Source organism: Amycolatopsis aidingensis, from assembly GCF_018885265.1.
GTDB classification, from domain to species: domain Bacteria; phylum Actinomycetota; class Actinomycetes; order Mycobacteriales; family Pseudonocardiaceae; genus Amycolatopsis; species Amycolatopsis aidingensis.
In genome coordinates this window covers 987,954-1,006,836 of sequence record NZ_CP076538.1, presented here as the reverse complement: position 1 = coordinate 1,006,836, position 18,883 = coordinate 987,954, and the positions used below count along the sequence as shown (strand labels likewise).

The following is an 18,883-nucleotide window of genomic DNA, read 5'->3' as shown; positions in this document are numbered from 1 at the left end:
GGGCTAGATCAGGACGGCGCGCTGGCGGGGGCCGCGGACCACCAGGAACGCGTACATCCCGCCGCCCGCGCAGCTCAGCGCGAGCAGGCCGAGGCCGACCGGCCGCCGCAGGTCACTGTTGCCCCGCGCGGTCGCGGCGATCCGCACGTCGATCAGGCCGGAGCCCGCGCCGGCAGGCACGGCGATCTCGACCTGGTCCTCCCGGTCGTGCCCGCAGGCGCCGAGCGTGCCGTTGCGGGTCTCGCCGTCCAGCTCGAACCGCACGGTCTCCTCCGCGTCCGGCTCCGAGCAGGAGGCCCCCATGGTCACCGTGGCCGGTACGACCCGCTCGTTCTCCTGCTCCTGCCTGCCGAACAGGTCGGGGCCGAACCACCAGGCGCTGAACACCACGAGCACCCCGGCGAAGGCGGCGACAGCCAGCACGTTCCATCCGAGCGGCAGGTGCCGCCCACGCTGATCCGATCTCCGCCGCACACGGCAATCGTTCCAGATGACCGGGGTGCTGCCCAGGTGGCGGCCTCAGGCGCCGGAATCCTCGACCGGAGTGACCTTGCGCACGTAGAGCAGCCGGTCACCCGGCTCGATGGCATCGGCCTGGGGCGAGTCCACCCGGTAGAGGGTGCCGTCCCGGACCAGGCCGAGCACCGTGTCCGGGAGGTGCCGCGGTGACCCTCCGTGTTCGGAGGGCTCGACCGGTCGCTCGGCAATGGCCAGGCCGGTCTCCGGAGTGAGCAGGTCCTCCACCATGTCCACCACGCGCGGGGTGGAGGTGGCGATACCGAGCAGCCTGCCCGCCGTCTCGCTGGAGATCACCACCTGGTTCGCGCCGGACTGCTTGAGCAGGTGGACGTTCTCCGCCTCCCGCACCGAGGCCACGATATGCGCCTTGGGCGCCAGCTCCCTTGCGGTGAGGGTGACCAGCACCGCCGAGTCGTCCCGGTTGGGTGCCACCACGATCGCGCGCGCCCGCTGCACCCCGGCGACCCGCAGCACATCGCCCCTGGTGGCCGAGCCGTGCACGGTGACGAGTCCACGCGCGCTCGCCGCGTCCAGTGCGTCCTGATCGGTGTCGACCACGACGATGCGGTTCGGCTCGACGTCCTCGTCGCCCATCAACGTCTTCACGGCCGCGCGGCCCTTCGTGCCGAAGCCGATGACGACCACGTGGTCACGCACCTTTGACCTCCACTTCTGGACCCGGAACGCCTGCCGGGAGCGGTCGGTGAGCACCTCCAGTGTGGTGCCGACCAGGACGATCAGGAACAGCACCCGCAGCGGGGTGATCACCACCGTGGTTAACAGCCGCGCGGAGGGGCTGATCGGGGCGATGTCCCCGTAGCCGGTGGTGGAAAGCGAAACGGTGGCGTAGTAGAAGCAGTCGAGCAGGGACAGTCCGTCGCCCTGGGTGTCCGCGTAACCGTCCCGGTCGAGAAAGATCGCCATCGCCGCGACCACCACGACGAGCAACGCGAAGGCGAGCCTGCGCAGGATCGCCCGGATCGGGCTGACGAGGCTGCGCGGCATGGTCACGACGTCCGCCGACGCCCTGTCCTGCTGCACGGCCTCCTGGTCGCCGCGGATCAGGTAGGTGAGTGCCCTGATCACGGGCTGCTCCGGGCACGCCGCCGGTCGACATCGGTCACAGGCGGGATCGTAGCGGGCGGGGGCATGGTCATCCCTGTGGGACCGTGCGCAGCAACGCGCGCAGCCCTTCGGCGTCCAGCAGGTCCACCGGGCGCACCGTGCGGTCGGAGCGCACATAGTGGAAGGCGGCGCGCACCCGCTCCAGCGGCACTCCGGCCAGGCCTGCCCAGGCCAGCCGGTAGGCGGCCAGCTGCACCGACAGCGCGGGCAGTTTGTCCTCGTCCGGCAGCGCGCCGGTCTTCCAGTCCACCACGGTCCAGCCACCGTCCGGATCGGCGAACACCGCGTCCATCCGGCCGCGCACGGTCACCCCGTCCACATCGGTGCTGAACGGCACCTCCACCTCGTGCGGAGTGCGGTGGGCCCACTCGCTGGCCTCGAAGGCCTGCTGCAACGCCACCAGCTCCTCGTCGGCGGCGGGCTCGGTGTCCGCGGCGCCCGGCAGGTCGTCGATCTCCAGCAACCGCTCCCCGCCGAAGCGCCGCTCCAGCCAGCCGTGGAAGGCGGTGCCCCGGCGGGCGAAGGTGTTCGGCGGCAGCGGAAGCGGCCTGCGCAGCCTCCTGGCCAGTCCCTCGGGGTCACCGGCGAGCTCGACCAGCTGGCTCACCGAGAGGTTGCCGGGCAGCGCGACCCGGTCCCCGTTGCCGGTGGCGCCCGCCCGCTCGGCAAGCAGTACCTCGGTGTCGGTGATCCAGCCGTCCGGATCCTCCTCCTCTTCCGGCCGCACCGGGAGCTCCAGCGGCAGCTCGTTCAGCTCCGTCATGGCCTCCTTGACCAGGTCCACGCCTGCCAGCACCGCGGAGCGCCGCTGACCCAGCGGGTCGGCGGGCCACACCGCCGAGCGGGTGTTGGCGACCAGCGGGTTCTCCTCTTCCGGGCCCGGCTGCGGGGTCCACCACTCCACGGTGCCCACCGGGTTCGTCCGCGCCGCTTCGCTGATCACCTCGTACAGCTCGGTCAGGAAGTCCGACGGCCCCTTGGGGCGCAGGCTGGTCTCGTTCCACCAGTGCCCTGAGGCCAGCAGACAGCGCTCGGAGCGGGTCAGCGCGACGTAGCACAGCCGTCGCTCCTCCTCGGCCTGCCGCTCGGCGAAGCTCTCCTCGTGCGCGCGCAGGGTTTCCAGCACCTCCTTGCGGTCCTCCCCACCGCTCAGGCCCAGCCGCGGCAGGTCAACGGCGTCCCCGCGCAGCGCCGCGGGCAGCGAGGCCACCGTGCGCAGCCAGGATGAGGACCGCCGCTTGCCGGGGAAGGTGTCCTGCACCAGGTGCGGGACCGCGACCACCCGCCATTCCAGTCCCTTGGCCGAATGCACGGTGAGCACCTGCACCCGGTCCGGGACCACCTCCACCTCGCCGGGCTCGAAACCGTCCTCGGCGTGTTCCGCGGTCTCTAGATAGTCCAAAAAGGACAGCAGGGTGGCGGTGGGCGCGTTCTCCGCGTAGTCGGTGACCACATCGGCGAAGGCGTCCAGATGCGCCCGGCCCGCACCTCCCGGCCGGGCCAGCGCCTCCACGTCCAGCAGCATCGTGCGCTCGATGTCGGCGACCAGTTCGGGCAGGGACTGGTCCAGCCGCCTGCGCAGGGCGGAAAGCTCCGCGCCCAGCCTGCGAATGCGCCGGAAGCCTTCGGCGGAGTACCGCTCGGGGTCGCCGGGGTCGTCCAGCGCGTCCACCAGGCCGGTCTGCTCGGCCCGTTCGGCGAGGAAGGAGGGATCGTCCGCGATGGCCATCGGCGACTCGGCAGGCACCTCGACCCCCGGCGGTGCGGCCAGTTCGTTCGCCCGCCGCCAGAGCGCGGCGAGGTCCGCGGCGCCGAGGCGCCAGCGGGCACCGGTGAGCAACCGGGCCGCGGCACTGCCCGCCAGCGGGTCGGCGATCACTCGCAGGGTGGCGACCAGGTCGGCGACCTCGGGCTCGTCCAGCAGGCCACCCAGCCCGACCACCTCGACCGGCAGCCCGCGGGCGCGCAGTTCGGCCGCGACCGGCGCCATATCGGCCCGCCTGCGCACCAGCACCGCCGCGGTGGGCGGGGTGCCGGTCTCCTCCCGTTCGCCGAACCAGACCGCGGCCAGTGCGTCGGCGAGCCATTCCCGCTCGGCGCGCACATCCGGCAGCAGCGCGCAGCGGATATCGGCGGGGCCGGCGTCCTCGCGCGCCCGCAGCCGCTGCACGCCGAGCCCGCCGGCCCGTAGTGGCTCGGCCATCGCGTTGGCCAGCGCCAGCACCTCCTGTGGGTTGCGGAAGCTGGTGAGCAGGCCGTACTCGCGGGCAGGTACCGGTTTCTCCCCGTCGTGGCGCGGGAAGTCGGTGGTGAACCGGGGCAGGTTCGCCGCGCTCGCGCCGCGCCAGCCGTAGATCGCCTGCGCCGGGTCCCCCACGGCGGTCACCGGCAGCGGGCGCTCGGCACCGCCGAACAGCGAGCGCAGCAGCACCCGCTGGGCGTGCCCGGTGTCCTGGTACTCGTCCAGCAGCACCGCGCCGTACCGTTCCCGCTCGCCCTCGACCACCTCGGGATGCCCGTGCGCCAGCCGGGCGGCCAGCGACATCTGGTCGGCGAAGTCCAGCGCCCCCTCGGCCCGCTTGCGCTGCCGGTATCCTTCCACCAGCGGCAGCAGTTCCAGGCGGAATCGTTGCGCGGCAAGGACTTCGCTCAGCGCGACCGGCATGGCCACCCGCTGCCCCTTGGCGCGGGGCGCGTGCTCGATCAGCCCGCACAGCCAGGCCGTGTACTCGCGCAGGCGCTGCTCGTCCAACAGGTGCTCACCGAGCTCACCGGCCAGTGCGAGCACCTGCCCGGTGACCGAGGCCGGCACCCTTTCGGTCTCCAGCTCACCGTCCCATGTGGACACCACCCGGTGGGCGAACTGCCAGGAAGCTGTTTCGGACAGCATCCTGGTCCCCGGCCGCACCGGAAGGCGCAGCCCGTGCTCACCGAGCAGCCGCCCGGCGTAGGCGTGGTAGGTCAGCACCGTCGGCTCGCCTGCGGCCAGGGCGGCCTTGCGCTCTCCGCCGGGGTCGATCCGGTCCAGCAGGCCGGACCCGGCGAGCCTGCGCAGCCTGGCCCGCACCCGCTCGCCGAGCTGCCGCGCGGCCTTGCGGGTGAAGGTGAGGCCGAGCACGCGTTCCGGTCGCACCAGGCCGTTGGCCACCAGCCAGACCACCCTGGCCGCCATGGTCTCGGTCTTGCCCGCCCCGGCCCCGGCGACCACCAGCGCGGGTTCGGGCGGGGCGGCGATCACCGCGGCCTGTTCCTCGGTCGGCGGGTGCAGGCCGAGCGCGTGCGCCACCTCGGCCGGTGAAACCAGCGCCGTCGCCGTCGACCGGCTCATGAGTCGGTCACCTGCCTTCCCTCCGGGCGCAGCGGGCAGGCGGTGCGGCCGGGGCAGCGAGCGCAGTCCGGGTTCTCGTTCGCCGCATACTCTGGGCCAACCGTGGCGGCCGCGGCGTTGCGCACCAGCTCCAGCCACCGGCGGCGGCCGTCCTCGTCCAGCGCGGGCTGTTCCCGCTGGGTGGCGCCGGTCTTGTGGTGCGCCTTGGCGACGTAGACCAGCTTGGCGCCGCCCGCCTGCTTCGGCGCGTCGGCGAACGCGCCGAGCAGCGCGGCCAGCTGGTAGCTGGCCAGCTGCGGATGCTGCTCGGCGTCAGCCGCGGACACCGCCGTCTTGCTGGTCTTGATATCCACGATCACCGGCCTGCCCTGCCGGTCGGCCTCCAGCCGGTCCACCCTGCCGCGCAGCACGATCGCGGGCTCGACCGGGCCGTCGGCGTCCCCACCGTCCCCGGTGCGCTCGGCGTTTTCGGTGTTCGCTGTGTTCTCGGTGTGCTCCGGGGGGATCTCGATCTGGATGTCCTGTTCCACCGCCAGCTGGGTCAGCTCGGCCCTGCTGCCCTTCAGCCAGGCGAGGAAGTTCTCCACCATCTTCTGCACCCGGCGCCGCTCCCGCCGGGAGAACCAGGGCGCACCCGCGTCCACCTTGGTCCACGCCTCGTCCAGCGCGGCACGCAGCTGCTCGTCGTCGGCACCGCTGGCCGCGGCCTGGGCCAGCGCGTGCACCAGTGTCCCGGTGACGGCCGCCAGCTGCACCGGGTCGGTGCCGCCGTGCCGCTCCAGCAGCCAGCGCAGCGGGCACCTTGCCAGAGTGTCCACAGTGGAAGGAGAAACCCGGATCGGCTTGCCCGGCGGATACAACGGGTCCTGTGTGGACACAGTGGGCAGGCCGTACCAGGCATCCGGGTGCGCCCCCGGCACCCCGGCGTCGGCCAGTTTCGCCAGCTGGCGGGCGGCCAGCCGGCGGCGCTGCGGTTCGGTGTTCTCGTCGCATACCGCCGCGCGCAGCTCACCGACCAGCTGGGCCAGCACCAGGGACCGTTGCGGCCTGCCTGCCCGCTGTTCCATGGCCGAGGAGTCGGCCCCGGTCTCGGTGATCTCGTCCAGGAACCGGGAGGGCTGCTCGTCCTCGCCCTGCACGGCACTGACCAGCAACGTGTCGCGCGCCCTGCTCGCGGCGAGGTAGAACAGCCTGCGTTCCTCGGCCAGCAGCGGTGCAGTGGCGGAGACGGTGTCCTCGTCCACCCCGGCGAGCAGGTCGACCAGCCGCTCGACCCCGAGCAACGAGCCGCGCAGCCGCAGGTCCGGCCAGCTGCCCTCCTGTACGCCCACGACCGCGACCACGGCCCACTCCCGGCCGGCCGCCCCGTGCGCGGTCAGCAGCGAGACGCCCTCACCCCTGGTGGCGACCGGCGCGAGGCTGTCCCCTGCGATCCGTTGCGAACTCAGGTAGTCGGCGAAGCCCGCGACACTGGCCCTCGGCAGCCGGTCGACGTAGTTGCCCGCGGCGTGGAACAGTGCGACCACGGCGTCGAGGTCCCGGTCGGCCTGCGAGCCGAGCGTGCCGCCGCGGGCGACCTGACGCAGCAGCCGCCGCTCCAGCCCGCTGCCCTGCCACAGCTCCCAGAGCACCTGCTCGATCCCGGCCTCCCGCCGGATCCCCTCGGCCGCCCCGGCCAGCAGCCCCGCGACCCGCCGCACCGGCGCCGCCTCGCCATCGGCCAGCCCGGCCAGGATGTCGTTGTCCCGCAACGCCTCCACCAGCAGCTCATCGCTGGAGCGCTGCCCGCCCGCTGCCACCTCCAGCCTGCGCAGCCCCCGGCGCAGCCTGCGCAACGCCAGCGGATCCGCCCCGCCGAGCGGGGAGGACAGCAGCACCTCTGCCAGCTCGGCGTCCAGCAGCGCGGGATCGGCGGCTGCCCGCAGCAGGGCCAGCATCGGCCGCACCACCGGCTGCTTGGCCAGCGGAAGCTCCTCCGCGGCCGAGGCGATCGGCACCCCAGCCGCGCGCAGGGCCCGTTGCAGCACGGCGAACGACCGGGCGGGCGAGCGCACCAGCACCGCCATGTCCGACCAGGGGACCTCCTCGATCAGGTGCGCGCGGCGTAGCTGATCTGCGACCCAGCCCGCCTCCGCGGCCGGGGTGGGCAGCAGCCGCATCCGGGTGGCACCCGCCTCGGCCGCTGGCCGTGCCTCGCTCTCCCGGTGCCGTGCCGCGCCCGGCATGGTCCCGGCGAGCCTGGCGACCGCCGCCCGCACCGCATGCGACATGCGGTAGCTACGGGTGAGGGTCACCGTCCGGTCCCCGCTGGGATCGGCCTCGACGAGCAGTCGCGGGTCGGCACCCCGGAAGGAGAAGACCGCCTGGTCGGGGTCGCCCGCCAGCACGAAGTCCTCGGCCGCGCCACCCAGCCTGCGCAGCAGCCGCAACTGCAGCGGGTCGAGATGTTGCGCGTCGTCCACGAACAGGTGCCGGATCCGGGCCTGTTCCCTTGCCAGCAGTTCCGGGTCGGAGTCCAGGGCCAGCAACGCGGCCGAGACCAGTTCGGCCGCGTCCAGCGCGGGAGAGCCGGGGGTGCCGAGCGCGCCACCTCCCGCCCCCTGCAGCAGGGTGACCTCCTCGTACTGCCGCCAGAACATCCCTGCGGAGATCCATTCCTCCCGGCCCTTGCGGCGGCCGACCTTGATCAGATCCTCCGGCCCCAGCCCGCGTTCGGCCGCGCGCAGCAACAGGTCCCGCAGCTCCTCCGCGAACCCGGGCACCAGCAGGGCCGGGCGCAGCCGCTCCGGCCAGTCCGGCGCGCCCAGCTCGAGGTCGCCCTCCAGCAGCTCGCGGATCACCACGTCCTGTTCCGGCCCGTTCAGCAGCCGGGGTGGCGCCAGGCCCTGCATGCTCGCCTGCAACCGCAACACGGCGAAGGCGTAGGAGTGCACGGTGCGCACCATCGGTTCGCGGATGGTGCGGGAGGCGTGCTCGTCCTGGGTGGTCAGCAGGTGGGTGATATCCGCGCGCAGGGCGTCGGCGGCACGGCGGGACCCGGTGAGCACCAGCTGGCGCTCCACCTCGACCCCGGCCAGCGCGCGGCCGGCCACGGTATGCGCGAGCAGGGTGGTCTTACCGGTGCCGGGACCGCCGAGTACCCGCACGAAGCCGCGGGGTTCGCCGAGCAGCCAGCGGGCACCCTCGTCCGCCCACTCGCGCCCGCCCGGCGGCGGCGCGGCGGGACGGACCAGGCGCGCCCGCGCCCTGGCGTTGACCCTGCGCTCTTCCACGCCTGCGATGGAACCACGCTCCCCCGACACACCCCCGCCCGCCACGCCTCAAGGCAGTGAACGTGGCTTTCGCGACGTCAGATGTCTCAGAAGTGCCGTTCACAACACCTAACGTCCGAAAAGCCACGTTCAGGACACATCAGTCGGTGGGGTCGTCGAGGGGTTCACCCGCGTCCAGTTTGCGCATGTTCTCCCTGCCGGTGTCCTCTTCGGTCCGGCCGAGCCGCCAGTAACCGGTGAAGGTGATCGCCCGCTTGTCGAACCCCCGCTCGCGCACCAGATGCCTGCGGGCCAGTTTGACCAGGCCCGCCTCGCCGGCGATCCAGGCGTACGGGACACCCGCGGGGAACTCGGCCGCGCGCACGGCGGCCAGCAGTCGCCGGCCGTGCGCCGCCTCCCGCCGGTGGATCCAGCTGACCTCCACGCTGCCAGGGCTGGACAGCTGCTGCTCCTCCGCCGGACCCTCGACCTCAACGTAGGCCAGCGCCCGCGCCCCCTCTGGCAGGGCCTCCAGGATCGCGCCGATCGCGGGCAGGGCCGGCTCGTCGCCGACCAGCAGTTGCCATTCGGTGGCCTCGGGCACCTGGTACAGACCGTGTGGACCGAGAATCGCCACCTCATCCCCCGGCCGCGCGGATGCCGCCCAGGTCGACGCGGGACCACCGTCGGGGTGCAGCGCGAAGTCGATGTCGATCTCCCGCTCGGCCTGCCGGTAGGCGCGGATGGTGTACGTGCGCATCGGCGGGCGCACCTCGTCCGGCATCGCGAGGTAGGTGCGGTACCAGGACATCGCGTCCTCGACCACCGGCGGCGGCAGCTGCGGCCGCTGCTGGCTCGGCAGCGGGAAGAACACCTTGACGTACTGGTCCGGGGCGGCGGGCGGCAGCGCGCGCAGCCCATCCGGTTCGCAGCCGGTGAAGCTGATCCGGACCATATGCGGTGTCAGCGTGCGCACCCCGGTCACCCGGACGGCGCGATAGGCAAGTGCCGATCCGGTGTTCCGCGCGGTCGAGGTCATACTGCCCTACCCCCACATCAGTTGTTTAGGCAAGGCTAACCTTCAGCTAGGGGAACAGGCCAGGCTGGTGCTGCTCCGCATCGGGCCGCGCGTCCGGTTGCCAGCGATGGGTGCGCAGATCCACCCGATCCCCCTCGGCCAGTACCCCCTCGGCCCGCAGCCGCTCCAGCTGCTCCCGCGCCAGATGCGGGGCGGGGGTGCCATCCGCCCGCAGGATCCGGTGCCAGGGCAGGTCGCTGCCGTCCTCGGCCAGGATGCGGCCGACCAGGCGCGGGGAGGGCGCACCGGACATCGCCGCGATATCGCCGTAGGTCGCGACCTTGCCCGGCGGCACCGTGGCGACCATCTCCCGGACCCGCTCATGCAGTTCCTCGTCCATGCCGCCAGCTTGCCGCACGACCTCCCCCTGGCGGGCAACCCGTTCCCACCCCAGCGGGAAGTGCAGGCGGGTTCGAAGCCGACACGCTGGACCGGCAGGCAACACAGGAGGGCGCGCGATGGCGGGCGGGCGGCATGTTCCACCGTGGGCGAGGCGGGTGGCCATGATCATCCCGCTGCTCACGATCCCGACCGCCCTGTGGCGACTCGGCTGGGTGCTCGGATTCCCGCTCGGCTGGGCCGAAGACCGGTTCCAGGCCAACACCGCCACCTGGTCGGCGAAGCTGTACCTGATCGGGCTGTGCCTGCTCGCGGAGGGCGCCGCGCTGCTGTCACTCGGGCTCGTCCGGCCCTGGGGCGAGGTGGTGCCGCGGTGGGTTCCCGGCATCGGCGGGCGGCCGATCCCACCGCTTGCCGTACTCCTTCCGGCCGGGGCCGGTTCGGCGGCGCTCATCGTGATGTGGACGCCCGCCCCGCTGATGTTCTTCCAGGAGCCACAGGCCGGAGCCCCGGACGGCAACGGGTGGGAACTGCTGATGGCGCTGTGTTACCTGCCATTGGCGCTGTGGGGGCCGATGCTGGCCGCGCTGACCTGGGCGTACCACCTCCGCACTAGGACGCCAGCTCGGCTGCCAGCAGCTTGACCAGGGCACCGAGCCGCTGCCGCCGCGGCTGCAGCGTCGGGACGTCGAGCTCGGTCAACGGCGCGGCGGTGACTGGTCCCACGCAGGCGCACAGCACTCTCTCCCGCAGCGCGGAGACAAACTCCGGGTACCTGCCACTCTCCCCCGCCAGGGTCAGCAGGTTCGCGGTGGCCGGGGCGCTGGTGAAGGCGAGCGCGTGCACTCGCCCGGCCAGCACGCCGTCGATCAGCTCCCGCGCCGGGGCGAGGTCGGCAGGCCACTGCCAGCGGTACGGCTGCACCTCCACCACCTCGGCGCCCGCCGCGGTGAGCGCGCCGGTGTGCTCGGGCAGCGGGGTCCCGTGCAGCTGCACCGCCACCCGCCCGCCTGCGACCCGTTGCCGCAGCAGCTCCTCGAACAGCTCGGCGTTGGTCTCCCCCGGCGCGGACCACTCCTCGGTGAGCCCGCTGCCACGCACCGCCCCCATCGCCTTGGGCCCGCGCACGAAGATCCGCGCCCCGGTGAGGACCTCGCGCAGGCGCTGCCCCAGTCCCCAGCCGTCGGCGGCGTCCAGCCAGCCGCGGAACCCGGCACCGGTGGTGACCGCGGCCAGGTCCACCGACCCGGTCAGCACGTCCTCGGTCGCCGCGCGCAGCCGCTCGTCGCCCGGCAGCGGCACGATCCGGATGGTCGGCGCGTGCCACACGGTGGCCCCGTACCTGCGCAGCGCGCCGATGAACTCCTCGGCCCTGCGCTCGGCGGTGACGCCGATCGTGACCCCGTCCAGCTCAGCCATAGCGCCCCACCACCTTTCTCGCCGCCTCGGCGACCTGTTCCCGCAGGTCCTCCGGCTCCAGCACCTCCAGCTCCTGGCCGAAGCGCAGTAGCTCCCCGACCGCGGCGCGGGTCGGCTCCACCGGAAGGTCCACCCGCAGCCACCCGTGCTCGTCCGGTGGCCCGGTTGCCGCGTGCAGCGCCCGCACCCCGACGGTCCCGCAGTAGAACGGTACGAGGTCCTGGGCCAGCGGCGACATGCGCACCACCGCGATCCGGGAGTACAGCCGCCGCTCGAACTGCTCGGACCACTCCCGCCAGTACCGCGCGAGGTCGAAATCCGCGGGCCGGTCGAACCGCTCGCCGAGGTCGGTGAGCTCCAGCATCCGGGAGACCCGGTAGGTGCGGTCGGTGCCGGCGCACCGCGCGGCCAGGTACCAGCTGCCGCCCTTGAGGATGAGGCCGAGCGGATCCAGGGTCCTGCTGACCTCGCGACTTCCCCATTTGCGGTAGCGCACCATGATCCGGCTGGACTGCCACACCGCCTCGGCCAGCGCGGGCAGGTGCGGCAGGCTCTCGATGTCCCGGTGCCAGCCGGGCACGTCCAGGTGAAACCGCTCGGCGATCTTGCCGGCCCGCGGGTGCAGCTCACCGGGCAGCGCGGCGTGCAGCTTGAGCTGTGCGGTGGTCAGCACCGTGCCAAGGCCCAGTTCGGCGGCCGCCACCGGCAGCCCGGCGAGGGACAGCGACTGCGCCTCCTGCTCGGTCAGGCCGGTCAGCCGGGTCCGGTAGCCCGCGGCGAGCTGGTAGCCGCCGGTGCGGCCGCGGTCGGCGTAGACCGGCACCCCCGCACCGGAAAGGGCATCGAGGTCCCGGTACACCGTGCGCACCGACACCTCCAGCTCGGCGGCCAGCTCATCCGCCGTCATCCGCCCCCGGTTCTGTAACAACAGCAGCACCGAGAGCAACCTGCTAGCCCGCATGGTTCGAATTATCCAGAAAAACCTGACACAAGATGTCAGGTAGAGGGTGCAGGCTGCCTCCCATGAGCGAAAACACCTTCACCATGCGCAGCTGGGACGAACGGGTCGTGAGCGGCGAGGAGGACGGGCCGCGGTTCGCGCATGCGCATGCCACCTTCGCGTATACCGGTGTCATCGAGGGCAGCTCGGTATGCGACTACCTGATGTACTACGCGGGCGAGGGCTACGCGGGCGGCGGGCAGACGGCGCCCGGCTTCGAACGAATCGAGGGCAGTGTGGACGGTCGCAAGGGGAGCTTCGTGATCCGGCACGAGGTGAGCTACGGCCCTGGCGGGGTCGAGGGGACCTGGACCGTGGTGCCCGGCTCCGGAACCGGGGAGCTGGCTGGCATCGGCGGCAGCGGCACCATCGCGGGGGCGAGCGAGACCATGGAGTACACCTTCGACTACTCGCTGCGCCGGGAGTAAGGATGCTGGCGATCGACCGCGAGCAGGTGCTCGCCTACCGGATCCTGGCGCATGGGCTGCACCGCACCGGGGCCGACCCGGCGGCGCTGGCCGTGTTCGATCTCGGCGTGCAGGACATCAGCCAGCGGGACTCGGCCGCCGTGGCGCTGACGGCAAGGACGAGGGAACCGGTTCCGGCGGCCTCGCTTGTGGACGATCCGCGGTTCACCCTTACGTGGTCGGTCCGGGGCGCACCGCACTACCACCGCGCGGCCGAGTTCCCCGCCCTGATTCCCGCGCTGCTGCCGCTGCACGAGGCGGACGCGCGGGCCAGGATGAACTGGCGTGACCAGGAGGTGGCCGAGGCTGGGATGCCGGCGGCCGAGGCACTGCTGACCGCGGCCCGCGCACTGCGCGAGGTGGTCGGCAAGCCGATGACCAAGGGCGCCGCCAGCGCCGCGGTGACCGCCATGGTGCCTGCGGGACTCTCCCGATGGTGCCGGGGCTGTCAGGCCACGCACGTCTTCGAGCAGGTGCTGCGGCTGGCCGCGCCGCTGGCCGGGGTACGGCTGGTGGCCGGGGCCGCGCCGGCCACCCTCGCGCCGGTGGCCGGGCGGCCGCCGGTGCCCACCGAGCCGGACCCGGCGGGCGCCACCCGGCTCGCCACGGCCTACCTGCGGCTGCACGGCCCGGCGACCGCGGCCGAGGTCGCCGGGTTCCTCGGCACCACGAAACGGACGGTGACCGAGAGCCTGTGGCCATCGGACCTGGTCGAGGTGCGGGTGGACGGCCGCCCCGCATACCTGCCGGCCGGGCAGGTCCCGGAACTGGAGAACCCGCCGGAGCCCGACCTGGTGCGGCTGCTGCCACCATGGGACCCGCTGCTACAGTCCCGCGACCGGCTGACGCTCGTACCGGACAAGCCGCGGCACAAGGAGATCTGGAAGATCATCGGGAACCCGGGCGCGCTGCTTACCTGCGGCGAGATCGCCGGGACCTGGCGGACGAAGTCGGCAGGCAGGCGGCTCGACGTCACGGTTAATCCACTATGGACACTGACCCGTGAGGTGCGGGACGAGGTCGAGGCGGAGGCGGAGCGGGTGGCCACGGCGCGCGGGTTCACCGGCACGCGGGTGAGCTGGGAGGAGTAGGCCGGGATGGACGACACCGAGGGCTGGGAGGCGCGAGCGGACCTGCTGGCCACGCGGTCGCTCGCCGAGGGGGACGCCACCGGCTGGTTCGACCGCCTCTACCGCGAGGCACGGGCCGGTTCGGTGGCGATGCCGTGGAACCGGAGGGAACCGAGCATCCTGCTCGCGCAGTGGGCACGGCAGCACGAGATCGTCGGCACGGGCAGGCGGGCACTGGTGGTGGGCTGCGGGCTGGGCTCGGACGCCGAGTTCCTCGCGAGCCTCGGCTTCGACACCACCGCGTTCGACGTCTCCGCCACCGCCGTGCAGCTGGCCCGCGAGCGCAATCCCGGCTCCGCCGTGCGCTACCGCGTCGCGGACCTGCTGGACCCGCCGCCCGAGTGGGCAGGCGCCTTCGACCTGGTGCTCGAGATCCACACCGTGCAGGCCCTGCCCGATCCGCCGCGTGCTGCCGCTATCGGCGGGGTCCGCGGGATGGTCGCGCCCGGTGGCACGCTGCTGGTCGTCGCGGCCGGCCGGGACGAACCGAGCCGGGACGGGCCGCCGTGGCCGCTCACCCCGGCCGACATCGAGGCCTTCGGCGCCGACGGCCTCGCGCCGGTGCGGATCGAACGACTCGAGGACTCGCCAGGCACCGAGGTGTACCGCTGGCGCGCCGAGTTCCGGCTGGACGGGTAGCCGCTCGGGTACGCGAGCGGCAAACCCGCGTACCTGAGCGGCAAACTCGTGCGCGTGGGCGGCAAACACGGGTGCGTGGGGAGCAAACACGCCGGGTGAGCTGGGGATGTCACGTGTTCAGGTCGCGTTTGGTGAACGCCAGGGTGCCCGCGGCCACCAGTGCGGCGGCGATCAGCACCAGGATTCCGGCGTCCGCCCACTGCATGCCGTTGCGCAACGGTTCGCCGCCGCTGTAGTAGTAGAACGGCGAGAGGTTGCGCAGCCAGTCCGCCCCGAGCTGCCCGGCGAAGGTGTTCGCCGCGTAGGCCAGCACCCCCACCCCGGCGGTGACCCCGAGCGCCAGCGAGCGGTTCCCGAAGGCCCCGCCGAGCGCGCCGGCCAGCGCACCGAAGACGCTGCCGAACAGGGCCAGGTTGAGGCACTGCGCGGCGAACCCCTCGACGCTCACGGTGTCCAGCTGGGCGGCGCCCCGGATGGCGAGCATGCCGAGGAACAGCACCACCGCGATCGCCAGCGCACCGCAGACCAGCGCCGCGAACCGCTGCAGGAAGAACGGGGCCCTGCCGACCGGATGGGTGAGCAGCACCTCGAGCTTGCCGGACTCCTCGTCCCCCGCGATCGCCCGCGAGCCGGTGGCCACGCCGTAGCCGAGGGTCAGCAACGGCACCAGCAGCCCGAAGATGCTGGAGCCGAGGTAGCCCGCCGCCGAGGTGAGGTCGTTCAGCTGGAAGGCGTCCTTGAGCCCCTGCGGGAAGTCCGCCACGAAACCCGCCATCGAGCCACCGGCCAGCTGCGGGTAGAAGCTGGCATACATCGCGGCCACCGCGGTGATCCCGACCGTCCAGCCGAGCAGCGCGCGCCGCTGGTCCCACAGCGTCTTGGTGTAGACGTTACGCAGTAACACGGTTCCGCCCTTCCTGGCCCGCGGCCGAGTAGTAGTCGAAGAAGAGCTCCTCAAGGTCGGGCTCCTCGCACAGCAGATCGGTGACGGTGTGCCGGGCTGCCGCCTTGACCAAGGGGTCCGGGCTGCCTGCGACAGTGCAGCGCACCTCGTTGCCGCGCACGGTGAGGTCCTCGACCCCTGGCAGGTCCCGGAAGGCCGATTCCGGCGCCGGTTCGCGCAGGGTCAGCCGCACCTTGCGCACCGACCGCTCGCGCAGCCGCGCCACGGTGTCCACGGTGACCAGCCGACCCTCCCGGATGATGCCGACCCGGTCGGCCACGGCCTCCACCTCGCCCATGATGTGCGAGGACATGAACACCGTCTGGCCTTCCGCCCTGGCCTCGGTGACCAGCCGCAGGAACTCCTGCTGCACCAGCGGGTCGAGGCCGGAGGTCGGCTCGTCCAGGATCAGCAGGTTCGGCTGGTGCATGAACGCCTGCACCAGGCCGACCTTCTGCCGGTTGCCCTTGGAAAGGGACTTGATCCGCGCGCCGGGTTCGAGCCCGAGGCGGGTCATCAGCTCGGTGATCCGCCGCCTCGGCACCCCGCCGCGCAGGTTCGCCAGGAAGGTCAGGCACTCCTCGACCCGCTGGTTGCCGTCCACCACGAAGTCACCCGGCAGGTAACCCACCTGCCTGCGCAGGGCGACGCCGTCGGTACGGGGGTCGAGCCCCAGCACCGTGGCCCGCCCGCTGGTGGGGCGGATGAGATCGAGCAGCAGCCGGATCGTGGTCGACTTCCCCGCACCGTTCGGACCGAGGTAGCCGAACACCTCGCCACCCTCGATGTCCAGGGACAACTCGACCAGACCGCGCCTGCTGCCGTAGGTCTTGGTCAGCTTCTCGAGCTGGATTACTGCAGCCATACCCGGTATCATAGCCAGTGTTCGGAATTTTGCGAACACTGGGAAGTGTTAGGATTCCATCAAGACCAGGAGGGGTCGTGACCGACGAGAGCAGAGCCGCGGCCGAGGAAATGGCCCTGGTGCTGACCAGGCACGGAATGCAGCGGATGACCGCCAGGGTGCTCAGCGTCCTGCTCTTCGCCGAGCAGGAGACGATCACCGCGGGGGAGATCGCCGAGCAGCTGGAGGCCAGCGCCGGCTCGGTCTCCGGTGCGATCAAGATGCTCAGCCCCACCGGGCTGATCGAGCGGGTGCCGATGCCGGGCAGCCGCAGGGAGCACTACCGCTTCCCCGCGGACGGCTGGCCCCGGCTGATGTCCAGCCAGAACGAGATCATCCGGATCATGCAGGACGCCGCGGAACGCGGGATCGAGGCCGTCGACCCGGACAGCCTGGTCGCCAGGCGGCTGGCCGATATGCGTGACTTCTACGAGTACCTGATGAAGGAACTGCCCGCGGTCATCGAGCGCTGGCACGCGCAGCGAGAGGAGGAGGCCTGATGCCCGGCACGATCACCACGCTGCGCGGGAAGGTCTTCGCCCGGCACGCCAACCCGTTGAGCGCGTGGAGCCGCTGGCTGACCACCCCGCTGGTGCTGGTGCCGGTGTGGACCCGTAAGTGGAGTCACGCCGGCCTGGTGGCGGCCTGGATGGTCGCCAACGCCGTGGTGTTCCCGCCGCCCAAGCACGAACGCGCCTTCGCCACCCGCGCGATGCTCGGCGAGGAGCTCTGGATCACCGAGCGGCCGAAGGACGCGGCCCTGCTGGTGAACACTGGCGGCTCCGTGCTGCTGCTGGCCGCGCTGGTCGCCGCCCGCAGGCACAGGGCAGGCGCGGCCGCGGGCGCCGCCGCCGGTTCGATGGCGTTGACGATGTACTACTGGAAGCAGATGGTCGAGTATCGCGAGCGAGCGCAGGCGGCACCCGCCGAGGACGGCTTCCGGTAGCGCGGTCGCCGGTCAGGTGTACCTGGCGAGCTGCTCGGCGAGGTTCGTGCGGGTGATCGCGGGCCGGCGACCGGGGCTCGGCTCGGCGGTCCGGTGGCCGTCGAGGACCTCGGTGACGAACCGGGCGACGGTGGCGGGTCCCGGGACGACCTGCTCGTCGGGGAGGTAACTGAGCACGGTACCGGGCTCGCCGGATTCGGGTTCCACGGCGAGCGCCCAGCCGTACCGCTCGTTCCACACCAGCATCAGGTCGCGTTCCGGCCGCCGGTTCCAGCGCCGGGCGAGGCCCAGGTAGGCCGACACCGTGTCGCTGATCTCGAACGAGGTCGCCTCGGCCGGGACCGCGAGGGCCCCGGCCACCGCACGCAGGTAACCCGCCAGCCCGCGGTGCAGCGACGCCGCCGTGGCGTCATCACTCATGGCTACAGGTTACGTCGCGCGCGCCCGGTCGGCTGCACGCAGCGGGGCACCCATGTCGTGCAGATGCTCCAGTACGTGCCGGTAGGAGCGCAGGACGCCGGTCTGGCTGTAGGAAATGCCGTGCTTGGCGCAGAACCGCCGGACGATCGGCTGGGCGTGGCGCAGGTGCGGCCGGGGCATGCTGGGGAACAGGTGATGCTCGATCTGGTAGTTCAGCCCGCCCAGTACGAAGTCGGTGAGCCGCCCACCGCGGACGTTGCGGGAGGTCAGCACCTGACGGCGCAGGAAGTCCACCGACTGGCCGGTCATCGTCGGCATGCCCTTGTGGTTCGGGGCGAACGAGCAGCCCATGTACACGCCCCACAAGGCTTGGTGCACCAGGATGAACAGCACGGCCACACCGGGCGAGAGGACCAGGAACACGGCGGTCAGGTAGCCGAGGAGATGCGCGGTCAGCAGCGCACCTTCCAGCCTGCGTGCCTTCGTGTCGCCTCGCCAGACCGCCCTGATCCCGGAGACGTGCAGGTTGATTCCCTCCAGCGTCAGCAGCGGGAAGAACAGCACGGCCTGGTGCTTGGCCATCCAGCGCAGGAACCCCGACTTGAGCCGGGCCTGCCTGCTGGTGAAGGCCAGCGCCGGGATGTCGAGGTCGGGGTCGTGCTCCTCGTGGTTGGGGTTCGCGTGATGCCGGTTGTGCCCGGTGATCCACCAGCGATAGCTCATCCCGACCAGGCCCCCGTGCACGGTGCCGACGATGTCGTTGGGCCTGCGGGTCCGGAAGATCTGCTTGTGCCCCGCGTCGTGACCGATGAACGCCAGCTGGGCGAACACGATTGCGAGGAACGCGGCGATCATCAGCTGCCACCAGCTGTCGCCGAGGAAGGCGAACGCGACCCAGGCCCCGGAAAGGGCGACCAGGTTCGCAGTGATCTTGACGGCGTAGTAGCCGTAGCGACGGCGCAGCAGCCCGGCGGCCCGAACCTCACTCAGCAATGCCGCGTAGTCGCCCGCGGTGTGCCTGGTCGCGGTGCTGGCCTGCCCGCTCACCGATGGGTGCCTTTCGTCGTGCCTGCCGGCTTGGCGGAGAAGCGGACGTGCCGCGCCCTCTCGTCGGCGGCACCGGTCCCCGGCGGGGCCGCTGGAGACTGGGTCGGCGGGTGGCTGAACATCGCGGGTGGGGCGTTCGACCTGCTGACGGGCGAATGGGAATGACGGACTGACATGAATGCTCCTTGTCGGGCGGTCGCGGTGCGACCACCAAGTCGTGGCAGCGGGCGTGGTGACCTGGTAAGCAGACGTGACCAGTGGTTCGGCAACTCGAGAACCGTTCTCGAACGGTCACCAGAGAGGTGGCAGACCGGGCTCGGCATTTACT

Annotated in this window: 18 protein-coding genes; 6 read left to right on the top strand and 12 right to left on the bottom strand. The window is 72.2% G+C overall.

Features of this window, described 5'->3' with window-relative positions; genetic code table 11:
- Window positions 1–3: 3 nt before the first annotated feature.
- The 6 genes from KOI47_RS04910 to KOI47_RS04885 all read right to left on the bottom strand — a co-directional run bounded on the left by KOI47_RS04910 (window position 4) and on the right by KOI47_RS04885 (window position 9,641).
- On the bottom strand, window positions 4–474 hold the full coding sequence (locus KOI47_RS04910) for a hypothetical protein (RefSeq protein ID WP_232376546.1): 471 nt from the start codon (window positions 472–474) through the stop codon (window positions 4–6).
- A 45-nt stretch (window positions 475–519) separates the two neighbouring features.
- A complete protein-coding gene (locus KOI47_RS04905; protein WP_408629920.1) occupies window positions 520–1,560 on the bottom strand; it encodes a potassium channel family protein in 1,041 nt (346 codons plus the stop codon).
- Between the two features lie 112 nt (window positions 1,561–1,672).
- On the bottom strand, window positions 1,673–4,972 hold the full coding sequence (locus KOI47_RS04900; RefSeq protein WP_216214337.1) for an ATP-dependent helicase: 3,300 nt from the start codon (window positions 4,970–4,972) through the stop codon (window positions 1,673–1,675).
- Window positions 4,969–8,244 carry an ATP-dependent helicase gene (locus tag KOI47_RS04895; RefSeq protein ID WP_408629890.1) on the bottom strand — a complete coding sequence of 1,092 codons (3,276 nt, stop codon included), beginning with the start codon at window positions 8,242–8,244 and terminating at the stop codon, window positions 4,969–4,971. Before KOI47_RS04895 ends, KOI47_RS04900 begins: the two co-directional genes overlap by 4 nt.
- A gap of 139 nt (window positions 8,245–8,383) precedes the next feature.
- Window positions 8,384–9,262, bottom strand: a complete 879-nt coding sequence (locus tag KOI47_RS04890; RefSeq protein ID WP_216214336.1) for a siderophore-interacting protein — start codon at window positions 9,260–9,262, stop codon at window positions 8,384–8,386.
- A gap of 46 nt (window positions 9,263–9,308) precedes the next feature.
- A complete protein-coding gene (locus KOI47_RS04885) occupies window positions 9,309–9,641 on the bottom strand; it encodes an MGMT family protein (protein WP_216214335.1) in 333 nt (110 codons plus the stop codon).
- A 118-nt stretch (window positions 9,642–9,759) separates the two neighbouring features.
- Between KOI47_RS04885 and KOI47_RS04880 the strand changes: the two genes are divergently transcribed.
- A complete protein-coding gene (locus tag KOI47_RS04880; protein ID WP_216214334.1) occupies window positions 9,760–10,284 on the top strand; it encodes a hypothetical protein in 525 nt (174 codons plus the stop codon).
- Here KOI47_RS04880 and KOI47_RS04875 read toward each other — a convergent pair.
- Both KOI47_RS04875 and KOI47_RS04870 read right to left on the bottom strand, forming a co-directional pair.
- Window positions 10,253–11,059, bottom strand: a complete 807-nt coding sequence (locus KOI47_RS04875; RefSeq protein ID WP_216214333.1) for a uroporphyrinogen-III synthase — start codon at window positions 11,057–11,059, stop codon at window positions 10,253–10,255. The genes KOI47_RS04880 and KOI47_RS04875 overlap by 32 nt on opposite strands.
- Window positions 11,052–12,020 carry a helix-turn-helix transcriptional regulator gene (locus KOI47_RS04870; RefSeq protein WP_216214331.1) on the bottom strand — a complete coding sequence of 323 codons (969 nt, stop codon included), beginning with the start codon at window positions 12,018–12,020 and terminating at the stop codon, window positions 11,052–11,054. Before KOI47_RS04870 ends, KOI47_RS04875 begins: the two co-directional genes overlap by 8 nt.
- Before the next feature lie 62 nt (window positions 12,021–12,082).
- Between KOI47_RS04870 and KOI47_RS04865 the strand changes: the two genes are divergently transcribed.
- From KOI47_RS04865 to KOI47_RS04855, 3 genes are read left to right on the top strand one after another with little or no spacing between them, the layout of a single operon-like run.
- A complete protein-coding gene (locus tag KOI47_RS04865; protein WP_216214329.1) occupies window positions 12,083–12,487 on the top strand; it encodes a DUF3224 domain-containing protein in 405 nt (134 codons plus the stop codon).
- 2 nt (window positions 12,488–12,489) lie between these two features.
- On the top strand, window positions 12,490–13,617 hold the full coding sequence (locus KOI47_RS04860; RefSeq protein WP_216214328.1) for a winged helix DNA-binding domain-containing protein: 1,128 nt from the start codon (window positions 12,490–12,492) through the stop codon (window positions 13,615–13,617).
- A gap of 6 nt (window positions 13,618–13,623) precedes the next feature.
- On the top strand, window positions 13,624–14,295 hold the full coding sequence (locus KOI47_RS04855; RefSeq protein WP_216214326.1) for a class I SAM-dependent methyltransferase: 672 nt from the start codon (window positions 13,624–13,626) through the stop codon (window positions 14,293–14,295).
- A 109-nt stretch (window positions 14,296–14,404) separates the two neighbouring features.
- On the opposite strand, the gene KOI47_RS04850 is transcribed toward KOI47_RS04855, so the two are convergent.
- Entirely contained in the window at window positions 14,405–15,199 is a 795-nt protein-coding gene (locus KOI47_RS04850) for an ABC transporter permease subunit (RefSeq protein WP_216214324.1), read from the bottom strand.
- Window positions 15,186–16,103 (bottom strand): ABC transporter ATP-binding protein, encoded by a 918-nt coding sequence (locus tag KOI47_RS04845; protein ID WP_232376545.1) that lies wholly within the window; start codon window positions 16,101–16,103, stop codon window positions 15,186–15,188. The genes KOI47_RS04850 and KOI47_RS04845 overlap by 14 nt, the downstream gene beginning before the upstream one ends.
- Before the next feature lie 77 nt (window positions 16,104–16,180).
- Between KOI47_RS04845 and KOI47_RS04840 the strand changes: the two genes are divergently transcribed.
- Window positions 16,181–16,642, top strand: coding sequence for a GbsR/MarR family transcriptional regulator (locus KOI47_RS04840; RefSeq protein WP_232376544.1), 462 nt, complete (start codon window positions 16,181–16,183; stop codon window positions 16,640–16,642).
- On the top strand, window positions 16,642–17,088 hold the full coding sequence (locus KOI47_RS04835; RefSeq protein WP_216214320.1) for a DUF6653 family protein: 447 nt from the start codon (window positions 16,642–16,644) through the stop codon (window positions 17,086–17,088). The genes KOI47_RS04840 and KOI47_RS04835 overlap by 1 nt, the downstream gene beginning before the upstream one ends.
- 12 nt (window positions 17,089–17,100) lie before the next feature.
- Here KOI47_RS04835 and KOI47_RS04830 read toward each other — a convergent pair whose 3' ends face one another.
- Together KOI47_RS04830 and KOI47_RS04825 are read right to left on the bottom strand one after the other, a co-directional pair.
- The gene (locus tag KOI47_RS04830; RefSeq protein WP_216214318.1) at window positions 17,101–17,508 is read right to left on the bottom strand and encodes a DUF6292 family protein; all 408 of its coding nucleotides are present in this window, start codon (window positions 17,506–17,508) and stop codon (window positions 17,101–17,103) included.
- Window positions 17,509–17,517: 9 nt separating this feature from the next.
- Window positions 17,518–18,555: a fatty acid desaturase family protein gene (locus tag KOI47_RS04825; RefSeq protein WP_216214316.1), complete on the bottom strand. Its 1,038-nt coding sequence runs from the start codon at window positions 18,553–18,555 to the stop codon at window positions 17,518–17,520.
- Between the last annotated feature and the right edge of the window lie 328 nt (window positions 18,556–18,883).